Genomic DNA, 14,904 nt, shown 5'->3' on the forward strand with positions numbered 1-14,904 from the left:
CCTGCTCGTGCCGCAGCGGCGCGGGCGCCCGCCCCCTCGTCCGCACGGTCCGTGACCTGGGGCTTCGCTTGGCCCGGAGTGCCCTCAACCGTGGGCTGTTGTCTTATTCTTGACCATATGTTAGCCAACGCATAACGAATTGACATCCAACTCTGGTGCGGCGCCTTGAACTGGTGTTCTGTGAGGGCCTTGATCTTGAAAACCACTTCGGGGGGGCCGAGTGCGCACCGCACGGTCGTTGGTCGTCGTCATGCCGTTCATCCTGACGTTGCTCGCGGGTACCACTTCAGGGGCGGCGGCCGCCGGGCAGTGGACACCGGGCTCTCCGCCCGCCGGCACCGCGCCGGACCAGGGCTGGGGCTCGGCTGCGAACCGGAGCCACGAAGCGAGCGCGGCCGCCACCGCCGCCAAGGCCGGCGGAGGCCGCAAGGGCGCCCTCACGGCTCCCGGTGAGCTTCCCCTCGACGCCGGCCTCCCGGCCGGCACACCGGCCCCGCACGCCGCCGCCCCCCAGCCGGCACTGGTCCAGCAGGTCGCCGCTCCCGCCCTGCCCCCGGTGGACGGCTTCGACGCCGGGACGAGCACGGAAGTGGCCGCCAAGAGGCAGAGCCAGTCGCGCACCTACCGCAACACGGACGGCACCTACACGACGCAGTACTTCGACGAGCCGGTCAACTTCCGTTCTGGGAAAGGTAGTTGGACACCGGTCGACACGCGTCTGGTCCGGCCCGCCGGCGCCATGACGATGGACGCCTCCGACAAGGGATACACGACAGCCGCCACGCAGACCCCCTTGGCTTTCGCCGGGTACGCCGACGGCCCGCCGGTGGTCGACATGACGCTGCCCGGCGGCCGATCGGTCGGCTTCGGCGTCACGGGCGCCGCCCACCGCCAGGCCGTCGCCGATGGCGACACGATCAGCTATCCGGGTGTGCGCAACGGTGCGGACCTGCAGTTCCTGGCCGGGAACGCCTCCGTCAAGGAAACGATTCTTCTCCGTTCCAAGGACGCCCCCTCGCACTGGAGCTTCCCGCTGGTGCTGGACGGGCTGACCGCGTCGCTTGACGGGAGCGGCGCAGTGGTGCTCGCCGACAGCACCGGCGCGGAGCATGCCCGCATACCGGCCGGCTGGATGGAGGACTCCGCCCCGGGCAACGCCCACGAAGGCGCGATCTCCACCGGCGTGCGCTACGGCCTGACGGGCGGCAGCGGGCAGCAGGTGCTCACCGTCGACCTCGACCAGGACTGGCTGAACGCCCCGGAGCGGGTCTACCCGGTCAAGGTCGACCCGTCCGTGAAATCGGTGGACGCCACCTCCGGCACCTACGTCGAGTCGCCGTACAACACCGACTTCAGCGGTGACACCGTCCTGAAGACCGGGACCTACGACGGCGGCAGCCACAAGGCGGCGTCCTTCCTGCGCTTCTCCGGCCTGGAGACCACGCTGAAGAACGCCTGGGTCACCGACGCGCGCCTGGCACTGTTCAACAGCTGGTCGGACTCGTGCACCGCCCGCCCGGTGACGATCAGCCCGATCACCTCGAACTGGTCGGAATCCACCACCAAGACCTACCCGGGCCCTGCCACCGGCGCCTCCGTGGCCTCCAAGAGCTTCGCCCACGGCTGGCGGCCGGCCGACACCAGCTCCTGGACCTGCGCCGCCGCCTGGGAGACCATCCCGCTGGGCTCCGCAGGCCGCACCCTGGTCGACGACTGGACGCACGGCCGCAAGAAGAACTACGGGCTCGCGGTCAAGGCGTCCACCTCCGACAGCAAGGCGTGGAAGCAGTTCGGCTCCGACGACTACGCGAGCGGCAAGCCGCGCCTCGACGTCTCCTGGACCAAGTACGGCGCGACCTACAAGCTCGGCGACTGGGTCACCCCGGTCACCGCGACCGCGCCGGGCGCGATGAAGGTCACCGTCACCAACAGCGGGCAGGAGACCTGGACCAAGGGCGGCAACTACCAGCTCCGCTACAACCTGTTCAACTCGGCGGGCACGGAGATCACCGACAAGACCAAGCTCGCCTGGACGAAGATGCCCAGCGATGTCGCGCCGGGCAAGTCCGTCACCCTGACCGCCGCGATCGCCGCGATGGCGCCGGCCACGTACACCCTCCAGTGGACGATGGACGACGTCGGCATCAGCCGCTTCACCTCCGCCGGGGTCCCCGGACCTGCCGTCAAGTTCGCCGCCGTCAACGTGCCGCCGCAGCTGACCGGCGAGTCCCCGGTCAGCGGGGTCGTGCTGGACTCGCTCACCCCGACCCTGTGGGCCACCGGCAAGGATTCCGACCGCTACCCGACCGCGACCCCGCAGTACAGCTTCGAGGTCTGCGAGGTCTCGGGTAAGGACACCCGCAAGAACTGCCGTACCGGCACCCGCAGCACCGCCCAGCAGTGGGCCGTGCCCGTCGGCTGGCTCAACTGGGGCCAGCAGTACGCCTGGTACGGATACGTGTACGACGGCAAGGACACCTCGGCCCGGCCGGGACCTGCCTTCTTCTCCACCCAGGTCCCGCAGCCCGCGGTCACCAGTCACCTCGGTTCCGCTGACGCCTCCCACGAGTTCGGCGCCCGCGCAGGCAACTACGTGACGGCGGCCACCGACGCGGCCGTCAACACCGTCGGGCCCGAGCTGTCGGTGGCCAGGACGTACAACTCCCTCGACCCCAGGACCGGCAACGCGTTCGGCGCCGGCTGGGCGACCCGCTGGGACATGCGGCTGCGCGACGAGCCGCAGACGGCGACCGTACTGGTCACCCTCGCCGACGGCTCCCAGGTCCGCTACGGCAGGAACGCCGACGGCAGTTACGCCTCGCCCTCAGGCGGCACCACCAGCCTCACCCACGACTCCACCGGCTGGACGCTCCGCGACCGGACCGGCTCCACCTACCGCTTCGACACCACAGGGCTCCTGGCCTCGGTGGCCGACGGCTCGGGCCGCACCCAGACGCTGGCCTACACCGCGGGGAAGCTGACCAGGGTCACCGACACCGTCTCCGGCCGCTCGCTGACCTTCGCCTGGTCAGGTGCGCACATCGGGACCGTGACCACCGTCCCCGTCGGTCCCGGCACGCCGGGCCTGACCTGGATGTACACCTACACCGGCGACCAGCTGGACTCGGTGTGCCCGCCCACCTCCACCACCGCCTGCACGCGGTACGACTACACCGACGGCTCCCAGTACCGCAGCGAGGTGCTCGACGCGAACCCGACCGCGTACTGGCGGCTCGGTGAGGCGGACAGCGCGACGGCGGTCAGCGAGACGCCGTCCAGGACCGGCCTGAACCAGGCGCTCCACCGGGACGTCCAGCTCGGCCGCCCCGGCGCGACGGCCGGCTCCACCGACACGGCGGGCGGCTTCGACGGCACCGACTCGGTGGTCGAACTCCCACCGGACACGCTGCGCACCTCCACCTTCCTGTCGGTGGAGATGTGGTTCAAGACCTCGAAGACCGGCGTCCTGATGGGCTTCCAGGACGGCCCGCTGGACGAGGGCACCCCCGACCACTGGACGCCCACCCTCACCGTGGACGCCACCGGCCATCTGCGCGGCCAGTTCTGGACCGGCTCCGTCAAGCCGATCGTCACGGCACGTACCGTCACCGACGACGCCTGGCACCACGTGGTGCTCAGCGGAGCCGGCACCACGCAGACCCTCTACCTCGACGGGGTCGCCGCGGGCAGCCTGACCGGCCCGATCGACCACATGGACGAGTCGTACACCTACCTCGGCGCGGGCTACTCCAGCGTCGGCTGGGACGGCGGATCCGAGGGCGTGAAGCACTTCACCGGCGACCTCGACGAGGTCTCCGTCTACGAGCACCCGCTGGACGCGGCCACCGTCGCCGCCCACTACGCGGCGCGCAACACCGCCGGGCAGATGTCGAAGGTCACGCTGCCCTCGGGCCGCGTGCACGCCACCGCGGACTACGATCCCGGCACCGGACGCCTGAGCGAGACCACCGACGAGAACGGCGGCACCTGGAAGGTCTCCGCGCCCGAGTACGACAACGGGTCCGACATCTACGCCGACGCCGTCCTCGCCTCGAATCCCGGCGGCTACTGGCGGCTCGGCGACCACAGCGGGGCCGACGCCCGCAACATCGCGGCGGGCGGCTCGGACGCCTCCTACCTCGACGGCACCACGCTGAACACCGCCGGCGCCTTCTCCGAGAGCGACGACACCGCCGTGTCCTTCGACGGCAAGGGCGGCGCCGTGGAGATCCCCACCGACACCGTGGAGAACTCCGGCGCCCTCTCGGTCGAGCTGTGGTTCAAGACCACCAAGCCCGGCGTGCTGCTGGACTTCCAGGACAGCGAACTCGGCGACACCGCCACCCATTGGAACCCCAGCCTCCTGATCGACTCGTCCGGCTACCTGCGCAGCTACCTGTGGGACGGGGCGAACGGCAAGCACCTGGTCATGAACCGCAAGGTCACCGACAACGCCTGGCACTACGTCCTGCTGACCGGCGACGCTGAGCGGCAGGAACTGAACCTGGACGGCGTCACGACCACCGGGCTCACCGGCAGCCCCATCCACCCGGAGTCGCTGTCGCACGCCTACCTCGGCGGCGGGTACTCCAGCCCCAGCTGGGACGACCAGGCGGCCGGCACGCGCTACTTCGAGGGCCAGATCGACGAGGCGGCGATCTACAACCGGGCCCTGACGCACGACGACATGTCCGCGCACTACCAGGCGTGGCACGACATGGTCGGCGGCAGCAGGAACGCCTACTCCCGCGCCGTGCTGTCCGACTCCCCCGCCGCCTTCTGGCCGCTGGACGAGAACGACGAGACCAAGACCGCGCACAACATCGTCGCCGCCACTCCTGGCACCGATGCCACCCTCGACGACGACACCTCCTTCATGTGGTGGGGAGCGTTCGGCCCCACGGACTTCGGCGGAAGCCTGCTCGACGGGAACAACACCATCGCCCTGCCGGGCAGCACCCTGCTGGCCGGCACGACGAACCTCGCCGTCGAGCTGTGGTTCCAGACCGCCTATCCCAGCGGTGTGCTGCTCGGCGCGCAGGACAAGCCGATCGGCACCCAGGCCACCTCCTGGCGCGACATCCTCAACATCGACAGCGCGGGCAAGCTGCGCGGCGAGTTCTACCTGACCGGCAGCCCCGGGGCGACGCCGATCGTGTCGTCGCAGACCGTCACCGACAACGAGTGGCACCACGTGGTGCTCTCCGGCGCCGGCACCACCCAATCCCTCTACCTCGACGGCGAGTTGGTCGGGTCCCTGGCCGGCACCATCACCTCGCAGGACCGCCCGTACACCTACCTCGGCGGCGGCTGGGGCAGCTCGGGCTGGATGGGTCTGCCCGAGAAGACCTACTACTACAACGGCGCCGTCGACGCTCCCGCGGTCTACCGGCACCCGCTGACCGCCGCCCAGGTGGCCGAGCACTACGCGGCCGGAAGCAGCTCGCAGATCCCCGCGCTCACCTCGAAGATCACCGTCACCGACCCCGAGAACCACACCACGAGCACCACCTACGACATGCTGCACGGCCAGCGCGCGGTCTCCACGACCGGCGCGGGCGGCGGTGTGACGACCTACGCCTACGACACCGGCGGATTCCTGCACACGGTCACCGACGCCGACGGGCACTCCACGATCACCGGGCACGACGCCCGCGGCAACACGGTGTCCTCCACCACCTGCCGGGACCAGAACTCCTGCTGGACCTCCTTCACCGACTACTACCTGAACACCGCGGACCCGCTCGACCCGCGCAACGACAAGCCGACCGCGACCCGCGACGGCCGCTCCGCGGGGCCGTCGGACAACCGCTACCGCACCCAGCTGCACTACACCGCGTCCGGCATGCCCGACTCCACGACGCTGCCCGACAACCGGGTGACGGCCACGACGTACACCGCGGGCACCGAAGCGGCGGTCGGCGGCGGCACCGTACCCGCCGGGTTGCCCCGCACGCAGAAGACCCCGGGCGGGGCGCTCACCGGCTACGCCTACTTCGCCAACGGCGACCTGGCCTCGGTCACCTCGCCCTCCGGCCTGGTGACGGCCTTCACCTACGACGGCTTCGGCCGCAAGACCACCGAGACGCAGATCTCGGACAGCTTCCCGTCCGGCGTCGTCACCTCCTACGGCTACGACGAGATGTCCCATGTGGACTCGGTGTCCGGTGCAGCGGTGAAGAACGAGATCACCGGCGTCAGCCACGCCGCCGACATCACCCGCACCTACGACCCGGACGGCAACCTGCTCACCGAGGTCACCGCGGACTCCGCCGGCGGCGACCAGGCACGCACCGTGACCCGGCACTACGACGAGCACGGCCTCAACGACACCGTCACCGGTCCCGGCGGCGCGGTCACCACCTTCGGCTACGACCTGCTGGGCCGGCAGACCAGCACCACCGATCCGCTCGGCACCCGGTACACCTACTCGTTCACGCCGGACGGCAAGCCGGCCGCCACCACCTTGAAGGACTGGAAGGGCGACCCCGCCGGCGGCGACCCGCACGACCTGGTGGTCGCCTCACAGGCCTACGACCCGGCCGGCCGGCTGGCCTCCACCACCGACGCCATGGGCGCCACCACCGCCTACGCCTACTACGACGACGGCCTGACAGCCTCGGTCACCGCCAAGCAGGTCACCCAGGCCGACGGCAGCGCGCACGACATCGTGCTGGAGACCGACACCTACGACGGCGCGGGCAACGCGCTCACCAAGGTCACCGGCGGCGGCACCACCAGGGTGGACGCCACCTACGACGCGGCAAACCGCGTGACGATGTCCGTGACCGACCCCGAAGGCCTCGACCGCTGGACGGGATACCGCTACGACGGCGACAACCGCCTGCTGGAGAAGCACCAGTACGCGACCCCGCCCGTCCAGGGCGCCGGCCTGGCGAGTCCGATGAGCGTGGACACGAGCTTCATCGAGTCCTACGCCTACGACAGCGCCGGGAACGTGCTCAGCGTCGACGCGCACGACGCGTTCTCCTCGTCGGTCGTCTCCACCACCTACGACCAGCGCGGCCTGCCGCTCACCTCGGTCTCCCCGCGCGGCAACACCGACGCGGACGACGACGGGCACCCCGACGACCCTGAGGCCTTCACCACCCGCTACCGCTACGACGCGCTCGGCCAGCGGGTCGAGACCACCGCGCCCCAGGTCCAGGCCGAAAGCGGCGGCGGCAAGGCGGCCGCCGTGCATCCGGCCACCGTCTCCGGCTACAACACCTTCGGCGAGACCACCGACGTCCGTGACGCCAACGGCGGCGTCACCCGGACCACCGTGGACGCCCTCGGCCGTCCCATCGCGACGACCCTGCCGGCCTACACCCCGCCCGGAGCCGCCGAGCCGCTCACGGCGGTGGCGCACACCGAGTACGACGCGCTCGGCCGGATCACCGCCCAGATCGACCCGCTGGGGCGCGAAGTCCAGTTCGGCTACGACCAGTTCGGCAACCAGACCTTCCAGAGCGTGCCCGTGCCGCACAGCAGCGGCCTGGCCGGCGGACAGCTCACCGACCAGGGCACCTACACCACGTACACGCCCACCGGCCTGTCGCTGTCGGTGACCGATCCGACCGGGGCGCGCACCGAGTCGACCTACGACCAGCTCGGCCGGCAGCTGACCGCCAGCAGCATCGAGCGCCACCCGGCCACGGCCACCTACACCTCCCGATACACCTGGGACGACGCAGGACGGCAGACCGCCGCCTCCACACCCAGCGGCCTGACCTCGCACGCCACCTACGACCCGGCGAACGCGCGGACGTCCGTCACCGACGCGGCGGGTGCCACCACCCGGTGGACCTACGACGAACTGGGCCGCCAGGACTCGGTCACCGACCCCATGGACCGCACGACGCTCACGTCGTACGACTTCCGCGGCGCGCTGACCGACACCATCCGCGCCCTCGACGGCGGCGGGTACGCGTCCACGCACAACGACTTCGACGCCGAGGGCAACCTCAGCTCCGCGCAGGACGCCGAGTCGGGCACCGTGACCTACACCCGCGACGCGCTCGGCCGCGTCACCGGCCAGAGCGAGTCCGTGAGCGCCACCGACCGGATCACCACCGGATTCGGCTACGACGCGGCGGGGAACCGCACCCGGCTCACCGACGGTCGCGGCAACAGCACCGTCTACACGTACACCTCGTGGGGCCTGCCCGAGTCCACGGTCGAGCCGGCCACCACCGCCCACCCGGCGGCGGCCGACCGGACCTTCACCTCGGTCTACGACGCGGCAGGCCAGCAGGTCGAGGCCACCGAGCCGGGCGGCATCGTCCGCACCAGCGGCTACGACCTCGCGGGCCGCCTGACCTCGGAGACCGGCACCGGCGCCGAGGCCGCCACGAAGGAGCGGACCCTCGCCTACGACCTGGCTGGCCGCCTGATCTCCACAGGAAAGGACGTCTTCCAGCCGCAGAACACGTACACCTACAACGACCGCGGTGAGCTGCTCACCACGGACGGCGCCGGCGGCCACTCGGTCTACGCCTACGACGCGGACGGGCGTATGACGTCCCGCCAGGACGCCTCGGGCACCAGCACCTACGGCTACGACAGCGGCGGGCGTCTGGACTGGACGCAGGACGCCGTCACCGGCGACCGGATGTCGACCGACTACTACGCCGACGGCCAGGTACGCCTGGAGCAGTACACCGCCCCCGACGGCGCCGGTGGGAAGCGCACCGCCCAGCGCGACTACACCTACGACGGCCTCGGCCGGCTCAGCACCGACACGCTCACCTCCGGGGACGGCACCACCACCCTGGCGGGCGCCGCCTACGGCTACGACCTGAACGGGCGGATCACCGCCAAGACCACCACAGGTACCGCGGGCGCCGCGGCGAACACCTACGGCTACGACCAGGCGGGCCGGCTGACCTCCTGGGACAACGGCTCGCAGACCACCGCCTACACCTGGGACGACTCGGGCAACAGGACCTCGGCCGGCGGCGCGACGGCGACCTTCGACGAGCGCGACGAGCAACTCACCCAGGGCCAGGCGCGATACACCTACACGGCCCGGGGCACCCTCGCCTCGACCACCGGCACCGAGGGCACCCGTACCTCCGTCTTCGACGCCTTCGACCGGATGACCAACGACGGCCCGACGACCTACACCTACGACTCCACCGACCGCGTCACCACCCGCGACGGCACCTCCTTCACCTACGACGGCGGCAGCAACTCCGTCGTCACCGACGGGCACGACACCTACAGCCACACCGTCGACGGCGGCGTCCTGGCCGTCACCGACGGCAGCAGCCCGCAGTGGCAGCTCACCGACGCCCACACCGACGTGGTCGGCGGGCTGGCACCGACGGGCGCCGCACTGACGGGCTCGACCGCCTACGACCCGTTCGGCAACGTCACCGCGACCAGCGGCGCGGGGTCGTCAGTCGGCTACCAGTCGGGCTGGACCGACCCGGACAGCGGTGACGTCGACATGGCGGCCCGCTGGTATCAGCCGGGCACCGGCACCTTCGCCAGCCGCGACAGCATGCAGCTCTCGCCGAGCCCGTCGGTGCAGGCCAACCGCTACGTCTACGGCAATGCCGATCCGCTCGACAGCACGGATCCGACCGGGCACTGGAGCTGGTCGGACCTCATCCCCAGCCCGACCTGGATCTTCAAGGCACCGACGCCCGCAAGCATCGCCCTGAAGGTCTTCTGGAACGTGTACATGGCGGGGTCCGACAGCATCGGATACAACGCCTGCGAGAACTCACCCCAGGGCTGCTCCAACTGGGGCTACCACGAGTCGGTGCACGACCAGTTCTGCGACACCCACTACTGGACCGTCCAGTGCGGCGGCTCCGGTCGGCAGTACTACTCCGGCGGCGGTTCCGGGGGCGGCCGGCACGGCGGCGGCGGTGGTGGATACGGCGGCGGGGGCGGCGGCAACGGCGGTGGCGGTGGCGGTGGCGGTGGCGGTGGCGGTGGCGGCGTGAGGATCGCCCCGCCCAAGCCCCCGATCGACCAGAACCCTTACAACGGCCCCCATCCGCTGCCGGCCCCCGTGGCCCCGCCGGCCATCGCGGTCGCCGTCGACGCGATCTGGACCACCGCCACCGCGGTGACCTCCACTCTCACCGCCCAGGCGGCACTCGACCTGCTCGGCATCGCGATCTTCGTCCCGCTGGCGGCTCTCGAGCCGAACGCCCTGCTCGACCACGGCGGCGGTACGGGGACCCGCAACGGACGCGACGCGGACTGCCGCCGAGGCGGTGAGGGCTGGATCGACTACAGCCCCACCGACCCGGCCAACGGCAACCGCGCGGGGGCCGCCACCTCCTGCCTCGACGAGGCCTACGTCGACAGTCATGACGGATCGGCTGTTCCCGAAGGCCTGGACACTCCGGGGCTCACCTGGGCCCGCACCACCGCCGGCTACCTGGGGAACCGCCCGCCCGGCATCTGGATCAACCGCTGCCACCTGATCGGCGCGCAGTTCGGCGGCGACGGAACGAACCTGGAGAACCTGTCCACCTGCAGCCGGGCCGCGAACTCCACCAAGATCGCTCCCGAGGACCCCGGCATGAACGACCACATGTACTCCTACGAGAAGCAGGTGATGAACGCCATCAGGGCAGGACAGGTCGTGTCCTACTCCGTCACCCCGCACTACAAGGGGTCCCGGACCGTGCCGGTCGGATACGAGATCAACGCGCAGGGCTACGACCCCAACGGCGGCCCCGGCATCAGCATCCACCAGGTCACGCCGAACTCCATCTACAGCGTGAAGTTCAACCAATGGCGTAATCTCGGCACATTCAGCGTCAACGGCACTCCGGTGCCGACAGGAGCAACACCGTGACCGTGCCCTCCGTCCGTCGCCTGGCGGAACTCGTTCCGCCAGGCGACGGGGCGGGCGACCGCCTGGACTGGGCCCGCCTCAAGCAGGAGTACGGGCACGGATTCCCCGCCGACTACCGGGACTTCGTCGCCGTCTTCGGCGAAGGGTCCTTCAACACGGACGCGGTGATGGTGGCCGTCCCGCGCACGGCCGGCGCCGCCGGCTGGCGCGTGGGCCGCATCCCCGCGGAGACGGTCGCCGACCCCGACATGCAGTCCTGGCGGCAGCCCGGGCCCCGTCATCACCTCGGCGGCATCCTCGTCTGGGGCGGAACGGACACCGCCGACGTACTGGGGTGGCTGACCGAGGACCCCGACCCGGACACGTGGCCGGTCGCGGTCTGGTCCCGGGACACGGGGGAATGGGCGCTGTACGAAGGCGGCATGGCCGACTTCCTCGTCCGGCTCTTCTCCGCGGGCCACGACACGAACCCCATCGGTACGAACGTGGGAGGAGGCGGGCCCCTGCGCTTCCTCAACGCCCGTGAGGAAGCGCGGCTGACCGGACTGGGCCTGAATCCGTGGACGGGAGAGCCCGACCCGTTCGCCGGCGTGACCTACGACTGACGGTGATGATCTCCACGGTGACGCGGCCGGTGGGCCCCGAGCCCACCCGGCGCGGTTCTCCGCACCCGCGGGGTCCGGGGCAGGGAATTCCCGTGGCGGCACCGGGTCACTGAGTGACACGCAGCCCTGGCCGGGGACGGACGGGAGCTGGCAGCGTTCACACAGGGCGGCCGCGGCGGGGTCCACACACGCGAGCCTGCCTGCGACACCACCGCCTCGCGCACCGGTCGCAGAGTGGGGAAGCACGGTCGACCACCTCATCCGCCCGGTGCCCGGCGCTCGGTTCTCGGGAGGGGGCAAGTGGTGGAGGGAAGACCACGGTGGTCGGGAAGCATCGCGCTTGCGGTCGTCCTGGCGCTGATCGGCGCCTGCGGGCCGCTGGTCGGCTGCTCGGGCAAGGAGAAGGTGGCGGTGCGGGCGGTCACGCGGGGGGTGGCCGCGGAGTCGCCCTTCTTTCGCGCCGTGGGACTGGGGCTCGATGCGCTCAGCATCGTCGAGCAGTTGGGGGGCGGGCGGAAGTCGGGAGGCGCTCCCGGCGTGTTCGGCGGCACCCGCGACAAGGGCCGCTGCGACACGGGCAGGCTGATCAGCTTCCTGAAGGACGCGCGGTACGCCCGGCAGGCTGCGGCCTGGGCCAAGGAACTGGACGTGAAGCCCAAGGACATCGAGAAGACCGTCAAACGGTGGACTCCTGTGCTGCTGCGCAACGACACGCTGGTGACGGACCACGACTTCAGGAACGGCAAGTCGTACAGCTTCACCGCGCTGCTGCAGGCCGGCATCGCGGTCCTGGTGGATGCGTACGGGCAGCCTGTGGTGCAGTGCAGTTGCGGCAACCCGCTGCATGCCTACAAGCGAGACATCGGCAAGATCGACATCGATCTCAAGGTCGGTGGGAAGAACAAGAAGTGGAAGGGCTACGACAAGAAGAAGGCCGTGCAGGTCAAGCCCGCGGACAAGCCCCAGCCGGTGTTCGAGCTGGTCGACGTCACGGCCCAGGACGCGGGCATCGAGCGGCCGCAGGGCAGCACGGGAAGTGCAGACACGGCGCTCCCGACCGATCCGGCGGCTCCCGCGGAGCAGGAGGTCCCCAACGTGGTGGGACAGCCGGCCGACCAGGCACAGCGCACACTGGAGGACGCCGGTTTGACCGTCAGGACGCAGGTCGACGACTCCCCCGAAGCCGAGCAGGTGACGCCGGGCCAGGTGGTGCGCCAGGATCCGGAACCCGGCAGCAGCGCCTCCGCGGGCGCCCAGGTGACCCTCTACCTCGCCCCCCAGCCGGGCGACACGAAACCGGACGACTGCGGCGCGGTGGACCTGGACTTCACCAGCTACCCGGCGCTGGATCCCGGAGCGACCGGGAAAGCGGTCACGGCGGCCCAGTGCCTGCTGGCCGCGGCCGGCCATGACCCGGGCACGGTGGACGGTGTCTTCGGCCCGTCCACGGCCGCCGCGGCCCAGGCCTACCAGGCCGACACGGGGCTGCCCACCCTTGACCGGGTCGGCCCGCGGACCTGGACGGCGCTGCTCGCCCGCGGCGACACCCCGGCTCTGCGGGTCGGGTCGAGCGGTGAGGCGGTGAGCCGGCTGCAACGGGCGCTGACCGTGGCGCTGGGCAGGACCGTGGTGATCGACGGGGACTTCGGGCCCGTCACCGAGCAGGCCGTACGCGACTACCAGAGCGCTCACAAGATCGACGTGATCGGCGAGGTCGGCCCTGACACCTGGGCGTCGTTGCAGTCCGGCGGGTGAGCACTGCGCATCGCCGCGGCTCACGGGGCCGGATCGCATGTCGAGCGGCACAGGCGCGCGTCGCGCTCTACAGCGCGAGCCTGGCCGCGATCGGCAGGTGGTCGCTGCCTGTCTTCGGCAGCGTCCATGAGGACGTCGGCTTGACGCCCTTCACCATGATCTGGTCGATGCGCGTGACAGGGAACGACGACGGCCAGGTGAAGCCGAAGCCCTGGCCCGCCGCATCCTGGGTCGACCGCATCTGCGAGGTGACGGCGGACAGGGAGCGGTCGTCCGTGGCCCCGTTGAAGTCGCCGAGCAGCACCACGCGGCGCAGCGGCTCGGTCATGATGCGCGCCCCGGTCGCGTCCGCGCCCAGGTCGCGCTGGTAGGAGTCGAAGCCGGTGTGGAGCCTCACCCTGACCGACATCAGGTGCACCACGTAGACGGCGATCTCACCGTGCGGGGTCTCGACCACGGTGCGCATGGAACGGCCCCAGTCGAGATCGTCGAGGGGTTTCGTGCCCGTCATCGGATACTTGCTCCACAGTCCCACGCTGCCCTCGACCGCATGGTGGGCGTAGGTCCCTGCGAGGCTGCTCTCGTAGATCTTCGCCGCCTCATCGGTCATCTCCTCCAGCGCGAGAATGTCCGCGCCGGACGCGGCCAGTTTCCGCCCCGTGCCGGCCGGATCGGTGTTCGCGACCCCCACGTTGTGGGTGGCGACCATGACATCCCCGCCGCCCGTCCGCTTGTCCAGGACGAGGCCGCCGAACATGCCCGACCACACAACCGCGGGAAGGACGACGGCGGTAAGCGCCGTCGCCGACCGGCGGATCAGGCCGAGGACCAGGACAACGGGCACGACCAGTCCGAGCCACGGCAGAAACGTCTCGGCGAGGCTGCCGAGGTTGCCGATCCGGTTGGGGACGGCGGAATGCAGCAGCATCAGCAGCGAGACGACCACGGCCAGGCCCGCGACCGCGATGCCGCGCCGCCACACACCGCGCCGCCAGCCGCGGAAGTACGCTGCCCACAGGCGGTGCCAGGCGTCCTTGCCGATGCCCTTTCCGGTTTCTCCGCCGCCCGGTGCCGGTCCGGCCGTCGACGGCTCCACGATGTGTGTCCGGGCCATGAAGCCACCTCGCCTTTCCCGTGCCCCGCACAATCTGCAGGCGCGACTCGGTACAGGCTGCTGCCGCCAGAAGATGGCCACTGGCCCAAGTGATGACCACGTTGTAACAAGCACTCGCGGGAAGCCGCCGCACCGCTGCCACACGCCGCAGGAACGGAAGAAGGCCGCCCCCGCGGTTCTGCGGGGGCGGCCCTGGGGCTGCGGAGGTGCTGCTCAGGCGGCGGGCCGGCCGTCGGCCTCGGGGGCCGCGGTCACCAGTGGCTGCTGACGATCAGGGAATTGCTGAAGGAGCCGTTGGCCATGTTGTCCCACTCCCTGAGTTCTCCGGTCGCGTCGTTGCGCGCGATGAGATCGGCCCTTCCTGTGCCGCGGAAGGTGCCGGCGGTGATCTGCGAGTAGGCGCCCCAGCCTTCGCCGATCTGTGTTCTTCCGCCGAAGGTGCCGTGGCCGTCGCCGGGCCAGAGGTAGAGGATGCCGGAGCTGTCGTCGCGGGCAATGAGGTCGATGTTCCCGTCACCGGTGACGTCGCCTGCGGTGGTCTGCGTGTAGTTCCAGCCGGGGCTGAGCAGCGTCGCCCCGCCGAAGCCGCCGTACCCGTTGCCGTT

5 protein-coding genes are annotated in these 14,904 nt (G+C 70.8%); 3 read left to right on the forward strand and 2 right to left on the reverse strand.

The genetic code is table 11. The annotated features are described in order from the left end of the window. Nucleotides 1-220 precede the first annotated feature (220 nt). The 3 genes from ACGFMP_RS12855 to ACGFMP_RS12865 all read left to right on the forward strand — a co-directional run bounded on the left by ACGFMP_RS12855 (nt 221) and on the right by ACGFMP_RS12865 (nt 13,185). Nucleotides 221-10,825 carry a LamG-like jellyroll fold domain-containing protein gene (locus ACGFMP_RS12855; RefSeq protein WP_393672215.1) on the forward strand — a complete coding sequence of 3,535 codons (10,605 nt, stop codon included), beginning with the start codon at nt 221-223 and terminating at the stop codon, nt 10,823-10,825. After that, nucleotides 10,822-11,430 carry a hypothetical protein gene (locus ACGFMP_RS12860; protein ID WP_393672216.1) on the forward strand — a complete coding sequence of 203 codons (609 nt, stop codon included), beginning with the start codon at nt 10,822-10,824 and terminating at the stop codon, nt 11,428-11,430. Before ACGFMP_RS12855 ends, ACGFMP_RS12860 begins: the two co-directional genes overlap by 4 nt. Before the next feature lie 303 nt (nt 11,431-11,733). Beyond that, the gene (locus ACGFMP_RS12865) at nt 11,734-13,185 is read left to right on the forward strand and encodes a DUF6777 domain-containing protein (RefSeq protein ID WP_393672218.1); all 1,452 of its coding nucleotides are present in this window, start codon (nt 11,734-11,736) and stop codon (nt 13,183-13,185) included. A 67-nt stretch (nt 13,186-13,252) separates the two neighbouring features. Here the strand turns inward: ACGFMP_RS12865 and ACGFMP_RS12870 are convergent, their stop codons facing one another. Then, a complete protein-coding gene (locus ACGFMP_RS12870) occupies nt 13,253-14,299 on the reverse strand; it encodes an endonuclease/exonuclease/phosphatase family protein (protein ID WP_393672219.1) in 1,047 nt (348 codons plus the stop codon). 251 nt (nt 14,300-14,550) lie between these two features. After that, on the reverse strand, nt 14,551-14,904 hold a 354-nt coding region (locus ACGFMP_RS12875), incomplete at its 5' end, for an FG-GAP repeat domain-containing protein (RefSeq protein WP_393672220.1).

Source organism: Streptomyces sp. NPDC049040, assembly GCF_043197715.1.
Taxonomy (GTDB): Bacteria; Actinomycetota; Actinomycetes; order Streptomycetales; family Streptomycetaceae; genus Actinacidiphila.

Excerpts from the sequence above, each read along its gene's own strand:
- ACGFMP_RS12870 (WP_393672219.1), bottom strand. The coding sequence starts at position 14,299 with ATGGCCCGGACACACATCGTGGAGCCGTCGACGGCCGGACCGGCACCG.